This is a genomic window from Rhizobium sp. R635 (assembly GCF_002211285.1).
GTDB lineage: Bacteria > Pseudomonadota > Alphaproteobacteria > Rhizobiales > Rhizobiaceae > Rhizobium.
Genome location: NZ_LOKX01000011.1, coordinates 29,410 through 51,114, shown reverse-complemented (window position 1 = coordinate 51,114; position 21,705 = coordinate 29,410). Strand labels below are relative to the sequence as shown.

At 62.7% G+C, this 21,705-nt stretch carries 20 protein-coding genes; 9 read left to right on the top strand and 11 right to left on the bottom strand.

The genetic code is table 11. The features are described from left to right. Positions 1–208: 208 nt before the first annotated feature. From ATY78_RS10400 to ATY78_RS10385, 4 genes are all read right to left on the bottom strand, one after another. Positions 209–586 carry a Na+/H+ antiporter subunit C gene (locus tag ATY78_RS10400; RefSeq protein ID WP_088682265.1) on the bottom strand — a complete coding sequence of 126 codons (378 nt, stop codon included), beginning with the start codon at positions 584–586 and terminating at the stop codon, positions 209–211. After that, entirely contained in the window at positions 586–1,005 is a 420-nt protein-coding gene (locus tag ATY78_RS10395; RefSeq protein WP_088682264.1) for a Na+/H+ antiporter subunit B, read from the bottom strand. Before ATY78_RS10395 ends, ATY78_RS10400 begins: the two co-directional genes overlap by 1 nt. A gap of 4 nt (positions 1,006–1,009) precedes the next feature. Next, positions 1,010–3,376 (bottom strand): putative monovalent cation/H+ antiporter subunit A, encoded by a 2,367-nt coding sequence (locus ATY78_RS10390; protein WP_088682263.1) that lies wholly within the window; start codon positions 3,374–3,376, stop codon positions 1,010–1,012. 129 nt (positions 3,377–3,505) lie between these two features. Beyond that, positions 3,506–3,721: a hypothetical protein gene (locus tag ATY78_RS10385; RefSeq protein ID WP_088682262.1), complete on the bottom strand. Its 216-nt coding sequence runs from the start codon at positions 3,719–3,721 to the stop codon at positions 3,506–3,508. Positions 3,722–3,911: 190 nt separating this feature from the next. Here ATY78_RS10385 and msrB point away from each other — a divergent pair, with 190 nt between their 5' ends. Both msrB and ATY78_RS10375 read left to right on the top strand, forming a co-directional pair. Next, complete coding sequence (gene msrB / locus ATY78_RS10380) at positions 3,912–4,325, top strand: peptide-methionine (R)-S-oxide reductase MsrB (RefSeq protein WP_088682261.1); 414 nt, start codon at positions 3,912–3,914, stop codon at positions 4,323–4,325. Between the two features lie 82 nt (positions 4,326–4,407). Next, positions 4,408–4,935 (top strand): GNAT family N-acetyltransferase, encoded by a 528-nt coding sequence (locus tag ATY78_RS10375; protein ID WP_088682260.1) that lies wholly within the window; start codon positions 4,408–4,410, stop codon positions 4,933–4,935. 28 nt (positions 4,936–4,963) lie between these two features. Here ATY78_RS10375 and ATY78_RS10370 read toward each other — a convergent pair whose 3' ends face one another. The 4 genes from ATY78_RS10370 to ATY78_RS10355 all read right to left on the bottom strand — a co-directional run bounded on the left by ATY78_RS10370 (position 4,964) and on the right by ATY78_RS10355 (position 7,710). Next, on the bottom strand, positions 4,964–5,665 hold the full coding sequence (locus tag ATY78_RS10370; protein WP_088682259.1) for a pentapeptide repeat-containing protein: 702 nt from the start codon (positions 5,663–5,665) through the stop codon (positions 4,964–4,966). 168 nt (positions 5,666–5,833) lie between these two features. Continuing rightward, the gene (locus ATY78_RS10365; protein WP_088682258.1) at positions 5,834–6,349 is read right to left on the bottom strand and encodes a GNAT family N-acetyltransferase; all 516 of its coding nucleotides are present in this window, start codon (positions 6,347–6,349) and stop codon (positions 5,834–5,836) included. A 100-nt stretch (positions 6,350–6,449) separates the two neighbouring features. Then, entirely contained in the window at positions 6,450–7,118 is a 669-nt protein-coding gene (locus ATY78_RS10360) for a hemolysin III family protein (protein WP_088682257.1), read from the bottom strand. Positions 7,119–7,290: 172 nt separating this feature from the next. Next, positions 7,291–7,710, bottom strand: coding sequence for a universal stress protein (locus ATY78_RS10355; RefSeq protein ID WP_088682256.1), 420 nt, complete (start codon positions 7,708–7,710; stop codon positions 7,291–7,293). Positions 7,711–7,900: 190 nt separating this feature from the next. Between ATY78_RS10355 and ATY78_RS10350 the strand changes: the two genes are divergently transcribed. The 3 genes from ATY78_RS10350 to ATY78_RS10340 all read left to right on the top strand — a co-directional run bounded on the left by ATY78_RS10350 (position 7,901) and on the right by ATY78_RS10340 (position 11,480). Further along, positions 7,901–8,866 (top strand): VOC family protein, encoded by a 966-nt coding sequence (locus ATY78_RS10350; RefSeq protein ID WP_190237431.1) that lies wholly within the window; start codon positions 7,901–7,903, stop codon positions 8,864–8,866. Between the two features lie 137 nt (positions 8,867–9,003). Further along, entirely contained in the window at positions 9,004–10,170 is a 1,167-nt protein-coding gene (locus tag ATY78_RS10345; RefSeq protein ID WP_088682254.1) for an AI-2E family transporter, read from the top strand. 17 nt (positions 10,171–10,187) lie between these two features. Then, complete coding sequence (locus tag ATY78_RS10340) at positions 10,188–11,480, top strand: FAD-dependent oxidoreductase (RefSeq protein WP_088682253.1); 1,293 nt, start codon at positions 10,188–10,190, stop codon at positions 11,478–11,480. Between the two features lie 49 nt (positions 11,481–11,529). On the opposite strand, the gene ATY78_RS10335 is transcribed toward ATY78_RS10340, so the two are convergent. Both ATY78_RS10335 and ATY78_RS10330 read right to left on the bottom strand, forming a co-directional pair. Beyond that, positions 11,530–12,333 carry a polysaccharide deacetylase family protein gene (locus tag ATY78_RS10335; protein WP_088682252.1) on the bottom strand — a complete coding sequence of 268 codons (804 nt, stop codon included), beginning with the start codon at positions 12,331–12,333 and terminating at the stop codon, positions 11,530–11,532. Between the two features lie 102 nt (positions 12,334–12,435). Continuing rightward, positions 12,436–12,825 carry a DUF930 domain-containing protein gene (locus ATY78_RS10330; RefSeq protein ID WP_088682251.1) on the bottom strand — a complete coding sequence of 130 codons (390 nt, stop codon included), beginning with the start codon at positions 12,823–12,825 and terminating at the stop codon, positions 12,436–12,438. 251 nt (positions 12,826–13,076) lie between these two features. On the opposite strand from ATY78_RS10330, the gene ATY78_RS10325 reads away from it, so the two are divergent. Then, complete coding sequence (locus ATY78_RS10325; protein ID WP_088682250.1) at positions 13,077–15,188, top strand: S9 family peptidase; 2,112 nt, start codon at positions 13,077–13,079, stop codon at positions 15,186–15,188. Positions 15,189–15,228: 40 nt separating this feature from the next. Beyond that, complete coding sequence (locus ATY78_RS10320) at positions 15,229–15,753, top strand: DUF1697 domain-containing protein (RefSeq protein ID WP_088682249.1); 525 nt, start codon at positions 15,229–15,231, stop codon at positions 15,751–15,753. Between the two features lie 35 nt (positions 15,754–15,788). Here the strand turns inward: ATY78_RS10320 and ATY78_RS10315 are convergent, their stop codons facing one another. Beyond that, a complete protein-coding gene (locus tag ATY78_RS10315; RefSeq protein ID WP_088682248.1) occupies positions 15,789–17,246 on the bottom strand; it encodes an MFS transporter in 1,458 nt (485 codons plus the stop codon). 270 nt (positions 17,247–17,516) lie between these two features. On the opposite strand from ATY78_RS10315, the gene ATY78_RS10305 reads away from it, so the two are divergent. After that, the gene (locus tag ATY78_RS10305; RefSeq protein ID WP_088682246.1) at positions 17,517–19,019 is read left to right on the top strand and encodes a protein adenylyltransferase SelO; all 1,503 of its coding nucleotides are present in this window, start codon (positions 17,517–17,519) and stop codon (positions 19,017–19,019) included. A 196-nt stretch (positions 19,020–19,215) separates the two neighbouring features. After that, positions 19,216–21,555, top strand: coding sequence for a glucose/quinate/shikimate family membrane-bound PQQ-dependent dehydrogenase (locus ATY78_RS10300; protein WP_088682245.1), 2,340 nt, complete (start codon positions 19,216–19,218; stop codon positions 21,553–21,555). Positions 21,556–21,705: the final 150 nt, after the last annotated feature.

Sequence of the window (21,705 nt, the reverse complement as noted above, 5' to 3'; positions counted from 1 at the left end):
TGCTCCCTCTTCTCCCCAGCGGGGAGAAGGTGGCCCGAAGGGTCGGATGAGGGGGGCGGCACGGCACGCGCTGTCCTTCGCTCGCGCTGCGGACGCTCGTCGCAATCGCTCCTCGCCCCCCTCATCCGCCCTGACGGGCACCTTCTCCCCGCTGGGGAGAAGAGGGAGGCCGCCTGCCGAGCTTCAGCCAAAACTTCCACGTCCATCCTCAATACCCCAACGGTGGCAGCGGCCGGTCGTCCGGCTCGGCGGCGTGCATTTCACTGGTGTCGTCGGTGCCGAGGTCCTGATAGGCGCGGTAGGTCAGCACCAGCAGGAAGGCCAGGAAAGAGAAGGAAATGACGATCGCCGTCAGGATGAGCGCCTGCGGCAACGGGTTCGCCGTGCCTGACGGCAGGGCGTCGAGACCGGCCGGGATGATCGGCGGCACCTCGCTGGTCAACCGGCCTGATGTAAAGAGCAGGAGATTGACCGCATTGCCGAGGATGGCGATGCCGAGCATGATGCGGATCGAGAATTTCGACAGCATCAGATAGATGGCGGCGGCGAAGAACAGGCCGACGAGGATTGCCAGAAGCGGTTCCATCACTCCACCTCCTTTTCCTCGAGCGCCAGCGCAATCGAGGTGATGGCGCCGAGCACGACGAGATAGACGCCGACATCGAAGAGCAGCACGCTCGACAGCGGCACCTCGGTGCCCAGGAGGCTCGGATAGACCCAGAGGCCGGTCATGAAGGGAACACCAAAGGGGATGGAAAGAAGGCCCGCGATGGTCGACAGCAGCAAGCCGGCGCCGGCGATCGTCAGCGGATGAAAGAAGAGCGCGCGGCGAACGGCGGCAACACCGCGGGCAATGCCGTAGATCGCCAGTCCCGAGGCGGCGATCAGGCCGCCGATGAAGCCGCCGCCCGGCTCGTTGTGGCCGCGCAGCAGCACGAAGACGGAAAACAGCAGCATCAGCGCGGTGAGGAACGGGGCGACGGTGCGGAAGATGAGGGTGTTCACGGGATCACTCTCCTGCCCCCACCGCATCCGGATCATTGGCGGCAAGCTTGCGCTCCGTACCGGCGCGGATGCGGATCAGCGCCAGGATGGCGAGGCCGGTGACGGCGACGACGGCGATTTCGCCGAGCGTGTCGGTGCCGCGGAAATCGACGATGATGACGTTGACGACGTTGGCGCCATGGGCAATCGATTTGGAATAGCTATTGAAGAAGACCGTCAGCGCGTCGTTGAACGGCGCTTGCGTCGCCCGCATCAGCAAAAGCGTAAAGCCGAGGCCGCAGGCGAGCGCGATCGCGCCGTCGAAAAGCCTGCCGGCCATAGGGCGATGATCGGCGGGGGAGAGCCGAAGCCTGGTCATGACGAGCGCGAGGATGACGACCGAAAGAGTTTCGACCATGAATTGCGTGAAGGACAGATCCGGCGCGCCGAACAACAGGAAGATGACGGCGACGGCGAAGCCCTGGATGCCAAGAGAGACCACAGCCGTCAGCCGGTCGCGGGCAACGAGGACAGCGGCAAGGCCCAAGGCGGCGATCAGGAAGACGGCCCATTCATGCAGCCTGACGTCGGCCGGCCAGGCGGGAAGACGCGGCAGCTCATCATAGGCCGCCAGGGGAATGATGAGGATGGCGGCGACACAGAGGAAGGTACAGGTGACATAGATCTCGAGCCGCCCCGGCTGGAGAACATGCATGAGGCGGCCGGCGAAGCGAACAAGACCGGATACGGCGACGTCGAAGCCATGATCCGGCCCGGGACCGGCCGCGCGCAGCAAGACGGCCATCAGGAAACGGGCGCGATCCAGCTGCCAATAGACACCGATGCCGAAGAGCACGGTCAGGACGGAAAGCAGCAGCGGCAGGCCGACATGCGGCACAAGCGAAATATCGATATCGACAGGCGTCTGGCGGATGGCGGCAGCGATGGGCGAAGATATGCCGGCGTGGGTGAAGGCCGAAAAGATCGCGGCGAGCGGCCCGAGAACGGCCAGAACAGCGGGGCCGAGCCAGAGCAGCGCAGGGGCCTCGTGCGGATGTTTCGGCGTCTCCATCGGCTGGCCGAGGAAAGGTTTCAGCGCCACGGCGAAAGCGACGGCGAACATCAGCGCATTGCCGAAGACCGCGATCGACGTAAAGGTCAGCGCGCGGAGATTGCCGCCGAGAAGCGCCGTATAGATCTCCTCCTTGGCGAGGAAGCCGAAGAAGGGCGGCAGGCCGGCCATGGAGAGTGCCGCGGCAAGGGCCGTAATCCATGTCAGCGGCATCGTCCGCCTCAGACCGCGCAATCTGGTGATATCGCGCGTGCCGGTCTCGTGATCGATGATGCCGGCGACCATGAAGAGCGCACCCTTGAACAGCGAATGCGCCACCAGATAGAGCGCCGCCGCCGCCACCGCATGATCCGAACCGAAGCCGATCAGCATGACGAGCAGGCCGAGGGAGGAGACGGTGGTATAGGCGAGCTTCAGCTTCAGGTCGGTCTGGCGGATGGCGAGCGCTGTTCCGACCACCAGCGTCAGCCCGCCGAAGAAGGGCAGCAGGACTTCCCAGGCAGGCGTCGCTCCCATGACGGGATTGAGCCGCATCAGCAGATAGACGCCTGCTTTCACCATGGTGGCCGAATGCAGATAGGCCGACACCGGCGTCGGCGCCTCCATGGCGTTCGGCAGCCAGAAATGAAAGGGAAACTGCGCCGACTTGGTGAAGGCGCCGCCGAGGACCAGGATGAGGGCAGCGAGATAAAGCGGGCTTTCGCGCACGGCATCGCCCGATCGGATCAGCTGCGACATCTCGGTGACGCCCGATATGTTCCAGAGGAGCAGCAGGCCGGCCAAGAGGCAGAGCCCTCCCCCACCGGTGACGACCAAAGCCTGCAGTGCGGCGCGGCGAGCCGCCTCGCGCTCATGGTCGAAGCCGATCAGCAGGAAGGAGGTGATCGACGTCAGTTCCCAGAAGATGAAGAACATCAGGAAGCTGTCGGACACGACGACACCGAGCATCGCCCCCATGAAGAGGAAGATGAAGGAGAAGAAGCGGCCCTGATCCTTATGACCTTTGAGGTAGCCGCCGGCATAGAGAACGATCAGGGTGCCGATACCGGTGATCAGAAGCGCGAAAGCCAGCGACAGGCCATCGAGAAACCATGAGAAAGAGAGGTTGAAGCTCGGCACCCAGAAATAGCCGCCGGTAACGACCTCGCCACGCGCGACAGCGGGAACGAAACGCAGGAAATGCAGGAAGGCAAGGAAAGGAGCAATCGCCAGGAACCAGGCGCCGTTTGCGCCAAAGGCACGGATGACGAAGGGAGCGGCAAGAGCGCCGGCGAGCGGCAGACACAAGGCCAGAAATGTCAGAGCCGTGACATCGGCCATGTCTCCTCCTCTACCGGCAATAGACGAAGGCCAGCGAAAATCGGCCTGTCTCTGACTTAGGCGAAATGGTAGGACCTCTCAAGCAATTTCGATCACAGGGCGAAACTGCACGAGCGTATCGGAAACCGTTCAGGCCATCCGACGGGAAAAACGTGTCAGCAGCCGCGCGACGCAGCCGTGCAGGAGGAAGAGCAAAAGCGTCAGCGGCCAGAGCAAACAGGCGATGAGCCCGGCGAGACGATAGAGTGTCAAACCGTCATGGTTGGCCCAGCCTTCCAACATCGTGACCACCATGGCGGCTGCGGCTACCAGGCCATAAAGCAGGAAGATTACGGTTTCAAACACCAGTGGTTTCTCCAATGCACGTCACATTAACCCTAACGGAAAATTCCTAACGGATGTAAAAGCAAACGTCTTCCCCCAATTGCGCTATGCCGCGAATCTCCTGGCGCTGCGCCGCAGCCTTGATGAAGTGAGGGGGAGGCACCACATTTTCTTGCGAAACGGAACCGCCCCTCGGCAAAAGGAGCACGCCATGTCCGAAACTGCAACCACTCCGAAGATCCACAAGACCGATGCCGAATGGAAGGAGCAGCTCACCCCCGAGCAATATCGCATCACGCGCCAGCACGGCACGGAGCGCGCTTTCACCGGACCCTACTGGGATTCCTTCGAGACGGGACTTTACCGCTGCGTCGGTTGCAACGCGCCGCTTTTCCGCTCCGACACGAAATTCGATGCCGGTTGCGGCTGGCCGAGCTATTTCGAAGCGGTATCGCCCGATGCCGTGACCGAATATCGCGATACGACCTACGGCATGGTGCGCACCGAAATCCGCTGCGGCACCTGCGAAGCCCATCTCGGCCACGTCTTCCCCGACGGCCCGCCGCCGACCGGCCTGCGCTACTGCATCAATGGCCACGCCATGGTGTTCGAGGCTGGGAAGTAAGCGCCTGTTCTGCCATCGGCAAGCGGCTGATCCGAATGCGATGAGCCGCTGACCTCTTATGTCTTTCAGGGAAGAGAAAACCGTGTCGCGAAACATCCTGAAGACCGGCCGGCTGACATTGCGGGAGATCACGCCTGATGACCTGCCGTTTCTCCACCGCATTTTCGGCGATGCCGAATGCATGCGCTATTATCCCGGCATAAAGAGCTTCGATGAAACCGCGCGCTGGTTTCAGCGGCTCGCCTTCGACAGTTATGCCAGCCACGATTTCGGCCTCTGGGCGGTGACGGACCGGCAGAGCGGCGCCTTGCTCGGTGATTGCGGCATCACATTGCAGGAAACCTCCGCGGGGCTGGAACCCGAGATCGGCTACCACCTGTGGCGCGACCATTGGGGCAAGGGCTATGCGGCCGAGGCGGCGACCGCATGCCGAGACTACGCGCTTGAAACCCTCGGCCTTGCGCGCATCGTCTCCATCGTGAGGCTCGACAATATCCCGTCGCAGCGTGTAGCGGAGCGGGTGCATCGACGGCGGGAAAAGTTCGCCAAGGCGGGAAACGCCGATGGCAGCCTGGTGGAATTCTATCTCTACATCACGGATAGGACCTAGGACGGATCTCTGCCGCGAGCCGGCCCGATCACTCGTGCTCGGCAGGGCACGGCCAGCTTGCCGGCGTGCTCAGGCCAGCCGGCAGTTTGGTCGAGGCATCGCCGCAGGCCAGTTCTATCTGCGCCTGTTCGAGCCCGGTTGCGGCCGAAAGATCCAGGCCTTCGATGCGAGTGAGAAACATGAACGCACGATCGAATATGGCCGCGCCTTCGAAGGCCGCTCCGGAGAGATCGGCGCGGGAAAGGTTGGCGAAGGAGAATTTCGTCCCCGTCAACACCGCCTTGTCGAAATCGGCACGGCCGAGTTCGGCCTTTTCGAAGCTTGCTCCGGCAAGCCGGGCGCCGGTGAAATTGGCGCGCTGCAGCTCGGCGCCGGCAAAGGAAGCGCCTTCGGCAACGATATTGGCGAAGCTGGAGCGATAGGCCTCGATCTTGGCGAAGTTGGCGCCTTCGGCACGCGCCCCCTCGAGCGAGGCTCGCACCAGCGTCGCCTTTTCGAGATTGGCGGACTTGACGTTGGCGCCGGCGAGATCGGTCAGCGAAAAATCGGTGCCGAAGAGATTGGCGCCTTCAAGATCGCTGCCCTGCAGCATCAGGTTCTTCTTGGTGCAATCCTGCCAGTCGAGCTTCGGCGAGGCCGTGCTGCCGCAATCGGCGGCACGCGTGGAGATCGGCGCAAAGGCGAGAAAGGCGAAGGCAAGGAGGCCGAAGGGCGATCTGTGCATTGCCATGGAACTGTTCACCTCCGTCACGCTTTCAAGCTTCGTCTGCGAAGCAGGCTGCTCTGATTTCTACACAGCTCAGACTACAATAAAAAGATGGCGAACGCTCGCTATGGATTTGCGGATCAATCCGTCCGCCGGGGCAGCCGGATCAATCCGTTCGCCCGGGCAGCCGGATCAATCCGTTCGCCCGGGCAGCCGGAGTTCCATGCAGGTGAGATCCAGCCAGCGGCCGAACTTGGTGCCGACCTCGGAAAATCTGCCGGCGATGCGAAAGCCGAGCTTTTCGTGCAGCCTGATCGAGGCTGTGTTTTCCGCCTCGATACCGGCGATCATCACATGGATGTTGCCGGCCGCGGCACGCGCGATCAGTTCGCGCATCAGGAGTTCGCCGATGCCTGCGCCCCGGCAGTCCTTGTCGACATAGACGGAATGCTCGACCGTGTGACGGTAGCCGTCGAAGGCTCGCCAGTCGCCATAGGAGGCGTAACCTGCAACCTTGCCTGATATTTCGGCAACGACGACCGGAAAGCCGCGCGCCTTGCGGGCTCTGAACCATTCCAGCCGGTTTTCGAGATCGACCAGCGTGTCGTTCCAGATTGCCGTCGTGTGCTCGACGGCGTGATTGTAGATATCGCGGATGGCGGAAAGGTCGGCTTCGCTGGCGTCGCGGATGAGGACGGCGTCTGTCATGATTGCCCGGCTCGTATTGTCTGCGAAGCGGCATACGCTCCGCCTCGACAGATGTAAACGGCCGATGCGACATGAGGACGATTTGGGCCAAGGCCGCAGGTCAGAGACCCGACGCCGGGGAGCTGAAGCATGTGAAGACGGCCGAATAATGCACCGCCGCGGCGGCAACGACGAAGCCATGCCAGATGGCGTTCTGGAAGCGCAGCTTCTCCCAGACATGGAAGATGACGCCGAGCGAATAGATGACGCCGCCGATGATGATCAGCAGCATCGAAGCGAAGGGAATGCGCGAAGCGACCGGCTCGGCAACCAGCACTCCGCTCCAGCCCATGGCGAGGTAGAGCAGAATGGCGACACGGTCATAACGCCCGGGGAAAGCGCATTTGACGAAAATGCCGGCGGCCGCGAACGTCCAGATTGCGACCAGCATGAACATCAGCAGCGGATCGTCCGCCCCGCGCTCGAGGAACGGGGTGTAGGTGGCGGCGATCAGGACGAAGATTGCCGAATGATCGAGGCGGCGCAGATACCATTTCGTGCGTGAGACCGGCCAGGCATTGTAGGAAAAGGAAATGGCGAGCGTCAGCACCAGCCCGACGCTGTAGATCCAGGCGGCGGCAAGTTCGCCGTAGGAACTCCAGACCGTGGCGTAGAAGATCAGCGCGGTAGCCCCGATCAGCGCCAGCACGAGGCCGACGCCGTGGACGATACCGTCGGCGATCAATTCGTATTTATCATAAGCCCAGCGAATGCCGTTGAACTCGCCCATGCACGCCCATCCGTCTCATGTCGCGACGGAGATCGTCGCATCGAACGGTGAGAGGCGCAACTGCGGCGAACCGCACGGGCGGTAAATCTTCGTGACAGGCCGCAACCGCCGGCTCCGCCTTCGACGGCGAGCCGGTGGGACATCGACGCGCACTCCTACTCCAACGGCGACATCAAACCTTCTGCCGGTCGACCAGCACCGAGCATTTGGCATGGCGCACGACGCGGTCGGCCGTGGCGCCGATGAAGTAATTGGAAAAGTCCGGTATGTGCGAAGCGACGATGATGAGGTCGGCGCCCAGGCTTTCGGCGGTTGAAATGATGGCTTTGGCGGGTGGACCGTTGCGGATCTCGATCGTTGCCGGGATACCGGTTCGGGCGATCAACGCTGCCAGCTTATCACGGCCCTCCTTCATCGCGTCCTCGACGATATTGGCCGGCAGTTCGACCGCGACATATGTCGGCACGTCCTCGACGACGTTGAGCGCGACGATCTCCCCGCCCGCGTCCAGCAGGGAGGCGGCCTTGCGCAGGATTATTTCCCCCTTGTCGATGCCGCCGAGCGCAATCGCTACTATGATTTTCCTATACATGCTGCCCTCCATGACGATGCATGCGTAAGTTCCTTAAAAGAAGATATGAACGCATTGACCGCGATCAAGTGGACGCAAGTCATCGTCAACGTCTGCTCAACGCTTCATCCTCAAAAACAGATCTTCTGTGAACAATCGGAATCCGCCATATAGGGGTCAAGTAGAGCAGCCGAGAGGACACCAGAAGCGAATGGACCGGCGAAACTTTCTCGGACTTGCCACAGGCGGCATCTTTGGCGCCACCGTCGGTACGCCTTCCCTTCTATGGGCCAATTCAAAGCCAGGAGACCAATCCGTGACGACCGAAACTTCCTATGCGCTGACACGGCCCGCCTATATCGACCGGTCGCATCTCGTCGTTACCGATCTCGGCCTCGTTTCCGGCTTCTATCAGTCGATGCTCGGCCTGAAGGTCATCGAGAAGACGGCAAGCGGCGAAGTGCTGGGTGCCGGCGATCTGCCGTTGCTGACGCTGACGACCGCTGGGGATGCCCGCATCGCGCCGCGCAATGCGGCAGGCCTCTTCCACACCGCCTTCCTGATGCCCGACCGCATCGAACTGGCGCGCTGGCTGCGCCATGCCGCCCACAACAACGTCGTTCTCGACGGCGCATCGGACCACCTCGTCAGCGAGGCGATCTATCTCTCCGACCCTGAAGGCAACGGCATCGAGATCTATGCCGACAGGCCGCACGAGCAATGGAAATTCCAGCAGGATGGCATGGTGGAGATGGCGACGATGCGCCTCGACCTGCAGGCGCTCTATGACAGCGCCCCCGAAGACCGCTGGGGCGGTATGGCCGATGGGACGGCGATCGGCCACCTGCATCTGCAGGTCGGCGACATCCCGCAGGCCGACGCCTTTTACCGCGACGTGCTCGGTCTCAAGCTGATGGCGCGCTATCCCGGCGCGAGCTTCTTCGCAAGCGGCGGCTACCATCACCATCTCGGCGCCAATATCTGGAACAGCCGCGGCGCCGGTGCACGCGCCGACAATATGACCGGGCTCTCCGACTACACGATCCGTTTCAACGACGCCGAGACGCTCGGCAAGGCCGTCGCCAAGCTGGACGAACTCGAAATCAAGAGCGAGAAGCGCGATGGTGGCGTGTTTCTGAAAGATCCGTGGGGCATCGGCCTGACGCTTTCGGCGTAATACCCGGCCGTTCGCATAAAACCATCCGCACAAGGTTTGGCGGATGGGTCCTTGCAACCCGCTACGCTCCCAGGGAACCGGAACCGCGCCAGCGCGTTTTCGTGGCGAAGCAATGGGGCTTCGGGGACCTCCTCCGCATGGGCATCGCCAACGGCATCCGCAAACAGGCAAAGAAGATCGCCATAGGCGAACGCCGCACCAGCGCCTGGGCGCAGACGTTGCGGGAAGCGGCGGAAGACTTGCCGCCCCCGCCGCTCCATCGGCTGGAGAAGGACGGGCTCGATATCAGCATGGCCTGGGCGATCATCGGCATCTTCGCCATACTCGGGCTCGCCGCCGTCTATCTGATGTCGCTGATCCTCATCCCGGTCACGCTTGCCGTCGTCGTCGGCATGATCCTCGGCATGGCCGCGGAAAATCTGGGCAAGATGGGTGTGCCGAGGCTTGCCAATGCCTTTCTCTTGTCGAGCGCCGTGGCGCTGGTGCTCTTCCTGCTGGTCAACTCACTCGCCGACCCGCTGACGGTGCTTGTCAACGAGGCCCCGGCTTTCATCGAGCGGACCATCAACCGCATCATGCCTTATCTCGAACGCATCGAATGGCTGCATATCACGCCCGCGACCTTCGAAAGCGGGCCGATGTCGATCGGTGCGCTGCTCGAAAACACCGGCAACGTGCTGCATGTGGTGACCACAAGCCTGACGCCGGCGCTGGTACAGGGGCTGATTTTCTTTGCGGCCTTGCTGCTTTTCCTTGCCAGCCGGGTCAACCTGCGCAAGACCATTATCATGACCTTCCGCACCCGCACGCAACGGCTGGCCGCAATCCGCGTCATCAATGCCGTCGAGCAGGTTCTGGGCTTCTACTTCGCCACCGCCTCGCTGATCTATGTCGGGCTCGGCGTCGTCATGACCGTCATCGCCTATGCGGGCGGGCTGGCGGCACCGGTGCTCTGGGGCTTCTTCGCCTTCCTGTCGAGCTTCATCCCCTATCTCGGCATTACGCTGATGACGCTTTCCGTCGCAGTCGCCGGCATCCTCACACATGACGGCCTCGTCATCGGCCTGATGCCGGCTGCGGCCTTCTTCACCGTGCATGCCGTCATGGAGAACTTGATCTTTCCCGCGGTCATGGGACGGCGGCTGGAAATCAATCCCTTCATCGTCTTCCTCGCCATTCTGTTCTGGACCTGGATGTGGGGTGCGGTCGGTGCGATGCTGGCGCTGCCGCTCTCGCTGATCGTCATGACCGTGATCGAGGAATTGCTGATCGAAGAAAAACCGCAGCCGCAATTGCCGAAGTAGACGGAACGGAGACGCTGGTGGCATCTGATCTCGATCTTCACGAATCCGATCACGGCCAGATGACGAGCGGCCGTTCGCTTTGGGGAAGAAGCGGCATACGGCCCCAATGGCAGCCGATCGAACAGAGCTTTTCCACCGATGTCGCGGTTATCGGCGGCGGCATCACGGGGGCGCTGATCGCGGAACATCTGACGGCGCGCGGCTTTTCCGTTGTTATCATCGACAGGGAAGAGCCGGGCTTCGGAAGCACCGCCGCCAGCACGGCCATGCTGCAATGGGAGATCGACAGCACGCTCGGCGAGCTGGAGGCTTTCTACGGCTTCGAGCGCGCGGCCGGCATCTATCGCCGCAGCGCCGCCTCGGTCGCCGGCCTTTCCAAGCTGATCGCGGCCAACGGCATTGCCTGCGGCTTCCGGCCGCGCAACACACTCTACCTCGCCGCCAATCGTGAAGGCGCGCGCGACCTCTTCGAGGAGCGGCAGCTTCGTCGCCGGGCCGGCCTGCCCGGCGTCTATCTGGAACATCCCGATCTCTTCACGCAGTTCGAGTTCGACCGGGACGGCGCCATCCTATCCCCCGGTTCGGCAGAGGCCGACCCGCTGCTTCTGACCTGGGCATTGATCGAGATGGCCGTCCGTCGTGGCGGGCGACTGGTGAGCGCTTCCGTGACCGAAGTTCACGCCGAAGGCAATCACGTGAGCGCGGAAACGGCCAGCGCCAGGGTGATCGAGGCGCGGCATGTCGTGCTCGCGACCGGTTATTCCATGCCGGGCATCGACATGCCGAAACTGCACCGCATCCGTTCGAGCTGGGCGCTCGCCACGGTCCCTCAGGACCCGGCAATTTTCTGGCGTGACAGGGCGCTGATCTGGGAAAACAGCCATCCCTATCTCTACATGCGCACGACACCGGACAACCGCATCGTCGCCGGCGGCGAGGACGATGAGACGGTCGATGCGCAAGCGCGCGACCGGAAGCTGCCGGCAAAGACCATGGCGATCCTGGAGAAGATGAAACGGCTGTGGCCGAAGGCGGATACGCGTGTTGCCCATGCCTGGTGCGGAACCTTCGGCGAGACCGTCGACGGCCTGCCGCTGATCGGTCCGGTGCCCGGCATGCCGCGTGTGTTCGCGGCCTACGGCTACGGCGGCAACGGCATCACTTTTTCCTATCTCGCAGCGCAGATGACCGGCGCGATGATGGCCGGAATCCATCGCGACTGGTTCGAGGATTTTGCGCTCGACAGGGATGGGCCGGGAATTCGGAAACTTGGAGAGGATATGGCGCGGGCCGGGAATGAGTTGAGATAAAGTCTTCGCATTGGTTGTTGTGCCACACGGCACACCTTCAACCGCGGAATCACTCCGTCGTCTTATCGTCGCCGGTATCCTCGACATCCTCCAGGCGGACGAACTCCGTGCCCTTGGCCTTGAGATCGACCAGCGCCTTCGCCACCCCCTCGCCCGCCGCATGCGTGGGCTGGTTGATGTGGGAGATGACGACGTCGCCGTCCTTGGCCGAGGCGATGCGCTTTTCGGTGATCACGGCGCCCAGCAGCGAACCGCCGTCGCCATTCACGGAATAGCCGGCAATGCGATAGCCCATGGCGCGGATCTCACCGATGGCGGACAGATCGTATTTGGCGGTCGAGCCGCGGAACCAGTGCGGCGCCGGGATGCCGGCCGCGGCCATGGCGGCGGCACCGCCTTCGACCTCCTGCTTCACCGCCTGCGGCGAGCCGGCAGACGCGATCCCGTAGATCAGCGTCGGCGTGTCGACGGCCGGAATATGGTTCTCACCGTGGTTTTCGAGTTCGAAGAGATCCGGGTTCTGCAGGAACACGGCAACCGCGGCGGGGTTGCGCTTCAGCCAGCGGGCGGTGACGAAGATCGTCGCCGGGATGCGCTCGCGCACCAGTGTGGAAAGAATGCGCTCGTCGGCTTGCCCCATGCAGGCATCGAAGGTGAGCGCGATACGGGCATGGCCTGGAATGTTGGAACGGGCGATATGCAGATGCGGCTCGACGAGCTTTGAAGCTTTGGGAGCCGGAGCGATAGCGGCCGCAGCAGAACCGAACATGGTCGGCGCTGACGGCACTTCGGCAGCGAATGCCGTAACAGCGGTGATCAGAAAGAGCGCCGAAGCGGGCAGGATGCGGTTCATGTCGCGGGGATTTCTATGTTTCGATCCGTCGATTTTACCGACAGTCATCATCCGGCGCCATGTGGCCGGATGTCACCGCAGCCGTTCGGAAGGGCAACGGCATCAATCGTAGAGATAATATTTATTCCACTTCTCGCGCGGCACCTTCTCGCCGATCTGGTAGTCGAGCTCGCGCACGTTGATATGCTGCGGACCGGTGATGCAGTTGTAGGAAAGATGGTACCAGTCACCCTTGCTGCGGAAGACCGCGCCCGGCGCCTGCAACGAATTGTCGCCCGGGATCGGGTCCTTGAAAGTATAGGCGATGACCTTGTCGGGCTTGAAGCCGGTGCTGTCATTGTTGATGCGGCTCATCGCCTCGGTATCGCAGCTCTGTTCCAGGCGGGTGGAGGGATCGAGTTTTTCGAGCTGCTTCTTGATGGCGGGATCGACGGCAAAGGCGGGGGCGGCGATAGCGGCCAGGGATACAAACAGGAGCAGACGTTTCGGCATTTCGAAGAAAATCCCTTACTGTTGTGCATATTTCACTGTGCCGCAGGCAGCTTGCCGGAGGCTTGGCACGTATAAATTCGCAGAGATAGCGGACTTTCTTAAACATTGTGGTGACATCAAGGCAGCGTCGATGCAGCCGCCTCCTTGCCTGTGGAAGGTCGTCTGCACCCTTGGCGCAGCCTTGCCGCTTGATCCTGGGTCGCCGCGCCTCTATCTCTTCCCATCCCGACATATCGACCCGGAGCCATTCCTTGTCCGTCTTCAAGAGCCTGCCGACACCGCCCGCCGCACCGAAGAAGCCCGTCTCCGATACGCGCCACGGCATTACCCGAACGGACGACTATGCCTGGCTGCGCGCCGACAATTGGCAGGCGATGTTCAAGGATCCGTCGATCCTCGACCCTGAAATCCGCCGGCATCTGGAAGCCGAAAACGTCTATATGAACGCGGCGATGGAGGACACCAAGCCGTTGCAGAAGGTGCTGTTTGCCGAGATGCGCGGCCGCATCAAGGAAGACGACAGCTCGGTGCCGATGAAGGATGGCGCCTATGCCTACGGCACGTTTTACGTGACCGGCGGCGAGCAGCCGCGCTATTTCCGCATTCCTCGCGACGGCAAGGTTGCCGATGAGGCGATCCGCACCGTGCTGCTCGACGGCGACAAGGAGGCATCGGGCAAGGCCTATTTCCGCCTCGCCGGCCTCGATCATTCGAGCGACCACAGCCGCGGCATCTGGGGATATGACGACAAGGGCTCGGAATTCTTCACGCTGAAGGTACGCGATCTGTCGACGGGACAGGACCTTGAGGGGGAGCGGATCGAGAATACCGGCGGCGGCGGTGTCTGGGCGCCTGACGGCAAGAGCTTCTTCTATTCGGCGCTCGATGAGAACCACCGGCCCTCGAAGGTGTTCCACCATATTCTGGGCCAGCCGCAGTCCGAAGACCGGCTGGTCTACGAGGAAGAGGATGCCGGCTTCTTCATGGGCGTCGGCGGTTCGCTGCTCGACGACTTCATCTATATCGACATTCACGACCACGAGACGAGCGAATACCGGCTGCTGTCGACCAAGGACCTCACAGCCGAGCCGAAACTCGTGGCGGCGCGCGAGGAAGGCATCGAATATTCGCTGACCGAGGGCGGCGACGTCTTCTACATCCTGACCAACGATGGCGGCGCCAAGGATTTCAAGATCATGGAAACGCCGGTTGACAGACCGGGCAAGGAAAACTGGCGCGAAGTCGTCGCCCACAAGCCCGGCACGCTCATCATCAGCCATATGGCCTATGCCCGCCATCTCCTGTGGCTGGAGCGCAAGGACGGGCTGCCGCGCATCATGATCCGCGACCGCAGGACCGGCGAGGAGCATGCGATTGCTTTTGCCGAGGAAGCCTATTCGCTGGGGCTCTCGGGAGCGGCGGAATACGACACGGATGTCATCCGCTTTTCCTATTCCTCGATGACGACGCCGTCGCAGCTCTACGACTACAATATGGTGACGCGCGAGCGCACGCTCCTGAAGACGCAGGAAGTGCCCTCGGGCCACAATATCGACGACTATGTCACCCGCCGCGTCTTCGCGCCGGCATGGGACGGCGAGAAGGTGCCGGTCACCCTGCTCTATCGCAAGGATACGCCGCTCGACGGCAGCGCGCCCTGCCTGCTCTACGGCTACGGCGCCTACGGCATCACCATTCCGGCCGGCTTCAACACCAACTGCCTGTCGCTCGCCGATCGCGGTTTCGTCTATGCCATCGCCCATATCCGCGGCGGCAAGGACAAGGGCTTTGCCTGGTACGAAGACGGCAAGATGGACAAGAAGACCAATACCTTCAAGGATTTCATCGCCGCCGCTGACTATCTGAATCAGGAGAAGTTCACGTCCTACGCGAAGATCATCGCCGAGGGCGGATCGGCTGGCGGCATGCTGATGGGCGCCGTCGCCAACATGGCACCGGAGAAATTCGCCGGCCTCATCGCCGCCGTCCCCTTCGTCGACGTGCTGAACACCATGCTCGACGACACGCTGCCGCTGACCCCGCCGGAATGGCCGGAATGGGGCAACCCGATCGACAGCAAAGAAGAATACGAGCAGATCGCCTCCTACTCGCCCTATGACAATGTCGAGGCAAAACCCTACCCGCCGATCCTGGCGCTCGGCGGCCTGACCGATCCGCGCGTCACCTATTGGGAGCCGGCCAAGTGGGTCGCGAAACTGCGCGACAAGACGACGGGCGGTGCTCCGATCCTGCTCAAGACGAACATGGACGCCGGTCACGGCGGCGCGTCCGGCCGCTTCCAGCGGCTGGAGGAAATCGCGTTTGAATACGCGTTTGCGATCAAGGTGGCCGGGAAGATGTAAGCGCTGGGGCGGCTGCGGCAAATCGTCAACGGAGAGAGAAATGCCCGTCCATATCGCCCTTCTCCGCGCCATAAACGTCGGCGGCACCGGCTCTCTGTCGATGACGGAGCTGAAGGCCATCTGCGAGGGCCTCGGCTTCGCCGACGTGAAGACCTACATCCAGAGCGGCAATGTGCTTTTCCGCTCGGATGAAGCCGAGAAAGCGGTCGAGGAGAAGCTCGACGAGGCGCTCGGGAAAAAGATGGGCAAACCTCCGGGCGTGATGGTGCGCAGCCGGAAAGAACTCGAAGCAATTGCCGCCAACGCGCCCTTTCCCGGTGCCAAGCCGAGCTTCGTGCTGGTTTATTTCCTGCCCGAAAAGGCGCCGGCCGATGCGCTGGAGAAAATGGTGGCGCCTGACGGCGAGGAGGCGAAGCTCGCGGGACGGGAAATCTATGTCCACTATCCCAACGGCTCCGGCCGATCGAAGCTGAAGCTGCCGGCGCTGAAGCTTGGAACCTCGCGCAACCTCAACACCGTGCGCAAGCTCGCGGAAATGGCAGCTGACATGGAGGAGAAGGACTGAGTGCTACGCGCAGAATTTGATTCAAGCGACGCGCTTCAAGTCTTTGTTTCTCCAGCCACCTTCGTCCGCTTCGCCTTGTAGCCGCTGATCTCCTCGCCCGCCGTCGGCGAGAAGCGCAGGTTCCAGACTGTGGCGGTAATCGAGATGACGGTGACGACGATGAAAGCGGCGGAGAAATCGCCGAGATCAGGCGTTTCGGCTCCTGACAAGGCCATGGAGCCGTGCAGCGCCAAGGCCCCGATGCAGATGCCGAGCGACAGCATCAGCTGCTGGAAGGTGGTATAGAAGCTGGTGGCCGAGCTCATCCGCTCCTTTTCGATCTCGTCATAGGCGATGGTGTTGTAGGCCGTAAACTGGAACGACAGGAAGAAGGCGCTGAGGACGAGAACGACGAAGATCAGCGGCATCGGCCAGTCCGGCCGGAAGGCGGCGCAGAGCGCATAACCGACCGTGCCGAGAATGCCGTTGAGAATGAGGCTGCGGCGGAAGCCCAGCCGGCTGAAGACGAACTTCGCCATCGGCTTCATGGCGAGCGCGCCGAGTGCGGTTGATATGACGATCTGACCGGCCGCGGCGGCGGAAAGGCCGAAACCGATCTGGAACAGCAGCGGCAGCAGGAAAGGCTGCGCGCCCTGGGTGATGCGTGTCAGCGAACCGGCAATGACCGAGGTGCCGAAGCTCGGCACCTTCATCAGCGAAAAATCCATGATCGGCGACGGATGCCTGCGGGCATGCCTCAAATAGCCGATGCCGAAGATCAGGCCGAGGGCGATCAGGAAGATCGAGAAAGCGCCTTCGCCTTCATGGCTCGACATTTCGAAGCCGAAGAGCAGGGAGCCCAGCGAAATGCCCGAGAGGATGAAGCCGATCGTGTCGAAGGGGCCGGCCGCCTTGCCCTTTACCTCATCGATATAGATCGAGACGAAGATCATGCCGATGATGCCGATCGGCACGTTGATGTAGAAGATCCAGCGCCAGTCGAGATAGGTAACGATGAAGCCGCCGAGCGGCGGGCCGACGATCGGGCCGATCAGCGCCGGCACCAGCAGCCAGGACATGGCGCTGACCATATCCTTGCGGGCGACGCTGCGCATCAGCACCAGGCGGCCGACCGGCATCATCATCGCGCCGCCCATGCCCTGCAGCAGCCGCGCCAGCACCAGGAAGGACAGCGTCGGCGCGAGCGCACAGAGGATGGAGCCGACCACGAAAACCGCGATGGCCGCACGGAAGACGGTGCGCGAACCGAAACTGTCGGCCATCCGGCCGCTGGCCGGAATGAAGATCGCCAGGCTGAGGAGATAGGAGGTCAGCGCAATCGACATGGCCGGGGCGCTGACGGCGAAATCGCGCGCCATGGTGGGCAGTGCGGTCGCAAGCACGGTCGCGTCGATGTTTTCCATCAGCATCGCGCTCGCGACGATCATCGCGATCACCCGGAAATTGGGCGCGGCGCGCCGAACCATCGGCGCCTGGTAAATCTGATCCGACATCGTCCGGATTCACTCGCGGTAGCGCGGCGGAGCGCGGGAGGCAGCAAGGCCGCGGAGATGACATGGCGCAAGGCCAAGGGGAGACGATTTCGTATACGCCTGCGATCGTGGCGGCGCTATGTCCTTTATGGCAAAGCAGCTTTGACCAGAGGGAAAGGCGGATCACGATTCCTTGCATCGGCCTGATCTTCGTGAGGTCTTTGGAAGTGAAGATCCTCCCTCGGGCGGAACCGGCTTGCGCCAGGGGCACCCCGGCCCTACCTATGAACCATGACCTCCGCCCTTGAGAAAAACCGGCCCGGTGCGGCCTTTCCCTTCGACAACAGCTATGTCGGTTTGCCCGAGCGATTCTTTGCGCCGCAAACGCCGACCCGGGTGGCGGAACCCTGGCTGATCAAGCTCAATGATCCTTTGGCGGAAGAACTCGGGCTCGACATCGAGGCGTTGCGCCGTGACGGGGCGGCAATCTTTTCCGGCAATCTCGTTCCCGAAGGGGCAGAACCGCTGGCGATGGCCTATGCCGGGCATCAATTCGGCGGCTTCTCACCGGTGCTCGGCGACGGGCGGGCGATCCTGCTCGGCGAGGTCGTCGGCCGCAACGGCAAGCGCTACGATATCCAGTTGAAGGGCGCCGGGCAGACGCCGTTTTCGCGCCGCGGCGATGGCCGCGCCGCACTCGGCCCGGTGCTCCGGGAATATATCATAAGCGAGGCGATGTTTGCGCTCGGCGTTCCCGCGACGCGGGCACTGGCGGCGGTAACGACCGGGGAACCGGTCTATCGCGAGGAAGTGCTGCCAGGCGCCGTGTTCACCCGCGTGGCGGCAAGCCATATCAGGGTCGGCACCTTCCAGTTCTTCGCGGCAAGGGGCGACACCGAAGGCGTGCGGGCGCTGGCCGATTATGTGATCGACCGGCACTATCCCGCGCTGAAAGACGCCGACAATCCCTACCTCTCCTTCTTCGAGGCCGTTTCTGACCGCCAGGCGGCGCTGATTGCCCGCTGGCTGCATGTCGGTTTCATCCATGGCGTCATGAACACGGACAATATGACCGTCTCCGGCGAGACGATCGATTTCGGCCCCTGCGCCTTCATGGACAGCTACAATCCGGCGACCGTCTTCTCGTCGATCGATCATCATGGGCGCTACGCCTATGCCAATCAGCCCGCAATCGGCCAATGGAACCTCGCGAGGCTCGGCGAAACGCTGCTGCCGCTGATCGACGCCGAGCCCGACAGTGCGGTCGACAAGGCGAATGCCGTGATCCGGGCCTATGGCGAACGGTTTCAGGCGCATTGGCTGAAGGGCATGCGAGCAAAGATCGGGCTTGGCGGCGAAGAGGACGGCGATCTCGAGCTGGTGCAGGCGCTGCTGACGCTGATGCAGGCGCAAGATGCGGATTTCACGCTGACCTTCCGGCGGCTGTCGGATCTGGCAGGCGATGAGGCTGCGGAGCCTGCCTTCTCGGCGAGCTTCCGGGAACCGGAGGCCTGCCGCGAATGGCTGGCGCGGTGGCGCGAAAGACTGTCTCGCGATCGGCAAACCGCCACTGAACGCGCCAGCGCCATGCGCGGCGTCAATCCGGCATTCGTTCCGCGCAATCACCGGGTCGAACAGGCAATCGACGCAGCGGTCGAGGATGGGGATTTCTCGCTGTTCGAGGCGCTGCTGACAGTGCTTGCAAAACCCTATGAGGACCAGCCGGATTTTGCCGCCTATATGGAACCGCCGAAGCCGGACGAACGGGTGCTGGCGACCTTCTGCGGGACGTGACGACGGCGTCATTCCCTTTACACCCGTGCGTAGCGACCGTCTCCATCCGGCCGGCGGCCTATTCCAGGCCTCCGCATTGACGGGTCCGCTGCGGCAAATGTGGCCGTTGAAAGGCATCTCCTTCGCGCTATCTGGCTGATCGGCGGGGATTTTCCGCCATTCATTCACCCGGCTAAATCAAGCGGGAGAGAGCCTTATGGCGATCGTCATCACCTCCATTTTCTTCATCATCATCGGACTGGCCCTCGGTGGCGGCGGGCTCTGGCTCGTCACGCTCGGCGGCAGCGCCTTTTATCTGTTCGCCGGCCTGATGTTTTTCATCACCGCCGGATTGCTCCTGATGCGCAAGGCGGTGGCGCTCTGGGTCTATGCGGTGCTCGTCGTCGCAGCGCTCGCCTGGGCGATCTGGGAGGTTGGTTTCGACTGGTGGCAGCTCGGGCCGCGCGGCGGCGTCATCATCCTGCTCGGGCTCTGGCTGCTGACGCCATGGATCCGCCAACCGCTCGGCTTTCGCAGCCCAACCGGCATCACCTATGGCGCCAACCCATGGCCGCTCGCCGTGCCCGTGATCCTCGCCATCCTCGTCGCCCTCTATTCGATGACGACAGACCCCCATGATCTTGCCGGCGACTTGCCGACGGATGCGGTCGCCGCCAACGCCACCTTCGGCGGCAGCGTGCCCGATGGTGAATGGCACCAATACGGCCGCACACCCTTCGGCCAGCGCTATTCGCCGCTCGACCAGATCAACGTGCAGAACGTCTCGACGCTGAAGGAAGCGTGGCGATACCAGACCGGCGACGTCAAGCGGCCGGAGGATATCAGCGAAACGACCTATCAGGTGACACCGCTCAAGGTGAAGGACACGCTCTACCTCTGCACGCCGCATAACTGGGCGATCGCGCTCGACGCCAAGACCGGCAAGGAGAAATGGAAATACGACGCCAATTCCGGCATGAACCCCAACCGGCAGCACCAGACCTGCCGTGGCGTCACCTACTATGCCGATCCAACGGTCGCCGCCGGCCAGCCCTGCGCCGAGCGCGTCTACCTGCCGACATCAGACGCCCGGCTGATCGCGCTCGATGCGGCCGACGGGAAGGTCTGCACCAGCTTTGCCGATCAGGGCGTGCTGCATCTCGAAGCCGGCATGCGCTACAATCCGGCCGGCTATTACTACTCCACCTCGCCGCCCGTTGCGGTGGCCGGCAAGATCATCATCGGCGGGGCCGTGAACGACAATTATTCGACGCAGGAGCAGTCCGGCGTCATCCGCGCCTTCGACATCAATAGCGGCGCGCTGATCTGGAACTGGGATTCCGGCAACCCCGATGCGACCACGCCGATCGCCGAGGGCCAGACCTACACCACCAACTCGCCGAACAGCTGGTCTGTCTTCAGCGTCGACGAGGGGCTCGGCATGGTCTACATCCCGCTCGGCAACCAGGTGCCGGACCAGCTCGGCATCAACCGCAGCGACAATGTCGAGAAATTCTCGTCCTCGATCGTGGCGCTCGACATCGCCACCGGCCAACTGCGCTGGGTGCGCCAGACGGTGCATCACGATCTCTGGGATATGGACGTCCCGGCCCAGCCGGCGCTCATCGACCTGACGAAGGAGGACGGCACCGTCGTTCCCGCGCTCGTCGGCCCAACCAAGCAGGGCGACATTTATGTGCTCGACCGGCGCACCGGCGAGCCGATCATCCCGGTCAAGGAAATTCCCGCGCCGGGCGGCGCAATCTCCGGCGATCATACCTCGCCGACGCAGCCGATCTCGAACCTCACCTTCTCGCCCGAGCCGCTCAAGGAAAAGGATATGTGGGGCGTATCGCTGTTCGATCAGCTCGCCTGCCGCATCGATTTCCACCGCTACTATTACGAAGGCCGCTACACGCCGCCTTCGCTTAAGGGAACGATCGTCTATCCCGGCAATTTCGGCACCTTCAACTGGGGCAGCGTGGCGGTGGACCCGGAACGGCAGATCATGTTCGGCATGCCGACCTACCTCGCCTTTACCTCGCGCCTGGTGCCGGCCGCCGACATCCCGCCGAAAGGCCAGGATGAGAAGGGCAGCGAACAAGGGCTCAACCGCAATGACGGCGCCCCTTACGGCGTCTTCATGGGTCCGTTCCTCGGATTGCTCAAGATCCCCTGCCAGGCGCCGCCATGGGGCTATGTCGCGGGCGTGGACCTGCGCACCGGCAAAATCGCCTACATGCACAAGAACGGCACCGTGCATGACATGACGCCGCTGCCCCTGCCCTTCAAGGTCGGCGTGCCCGGCATCGGCGGGCCGATGCTGACCAAGGGCGGCATCGCCTTCCTGGGGGCAGCGGTCGATAACTACCTGCGCGCCTACGACGTGACGGATGGCCGGCAGCTCTGGGAGGCGCGGCTTCCCGCCGGCGGCCAGGCAACGCCGATGACCTATACCACCGACGACAACAAGCAATATGTCGTCATGGTCGCCGGCGGCCACGGCTCGGTCGGCACGAAGCCCGGCGATTACGTGATCGCCTATACCCTGCCGTGATGGGAAATTTGCTCCTAAGGACCAAGGAAACCGGTGCAAGCCACCGAAATTTCTCGTGTTTCCCTCGCGCTCCGGCATCGTCGGACTTGACCCACAGCTGTCCGTTTGGCGCCGTTGGCTGCCCCTCACCCTAACCCTCTCCCCGCTTGC

Bases quoted from the DNA above. Each gene is read 5' to 3' on its own strand.
- ATY78_RS10400 (WP_088682265.1), bottom strand. From the start codon at position 586: ATGGAACCGCTTCTGGCAATCCTCGTCGGCCTGTTCTTCGCCGCCGCC.
- ATY78_RS10390 (WP_088682263.1), bottom strand. From the start codon at position 3,376: ATGGCCGATGTCACGGCTCTGACATTTCTGGCCTTGTGTCTGCCGCTC.
- msrB (WP_088682261.1), top strand. From the start codon at position 3,912: ATGTCCGAAACTGCAACCACTCCGAAGATCCACAAGACCGATGCCGAA.
- ATY78_RS10370 (WP_088682259.1), bottom strand. From the start codon at position 5,665: ATGGCAATGCACAGATCGCCCTTCGGCCTCCTTGCCTTCGCCTTTCTC.
- ATY78_RS10365 (WP_088682258.1), bottom strand. From the start codon at position 6,349: ATGACAGACGCCGTCCTCATCCGCGACGCCAGCGAAGCCGACCTTTCC.
- ATY78_RS10360 (WP_088682257.1), bottom strand. From the start codon at position 7,118: ATGGGCGAGTTCAACGGCATTCGCTGGGCTTATGATAAATACGAATTG.
- ATY78_RS10355 (WP_088682256.1), bottom strand. From the start codon at position 7,710: ATGTATAGGAAAATCATAGTAGCGATTGCGCTCGGCGGCATCGACAAG.
- ATY78_RS10350 (WP_190237431.1), top strand. From the start codon at position 7,901: ATGGACCGGCGAAACTTTCTCGGACTTGCCACAGGCGGCATCTTTGGC.
- ATY78_RS10345 (WP_088682254.1), top strand. From the start codon at position 9,004: ATGGGCATCGCCAACGGCATCCGCAAACAGGCAAAGAAGATCGCCATA.
- ATY78_RS10335 (WP_088682252.1), bottom strand. From the start codon at position 12,333: ATGAACCGCATCCTGCCCGCTTCGGCGCTCTTTCTGATCACCGCTGTT.
- ATY78_RS10330 (WP_088682251.1), bottom strand. From the start codon at position 12,825: ATGCCGAAACGTCTGCTCCTGTTTGTATCCCTGGCCGCTATCGCCGCC.
- ATY78_RS10320 (WP_088682249.1), top strand. From the start codon at position 15,229: ATGCCCGTCCATATCGCCCTTCTCCGCGCCATAAACGTCGGCGGCACC.
- ATY78_RS10315 (WP_088682248.1), bottom strand. From the start codon at position 17,246: ATGTCGGATCAGATTTACCAGGCGCCGATGGTTCGGCGCGCCGCGCCC.
- ATY78_RS10305 (WP_088682246.1), top strand. From the start codon at position 17,517: ATGACCTCCGCCCTTGAGAAAAACCGGCCCGGTGCGGCCTTTCCCTTC.
- ATY78_RS10300 (WP_088682245.1), top strand. From the start codon at position 19,216: ATGGCGATCGTCATCACCTCCATTTTCTTCATCATCATCGGACTGGCC.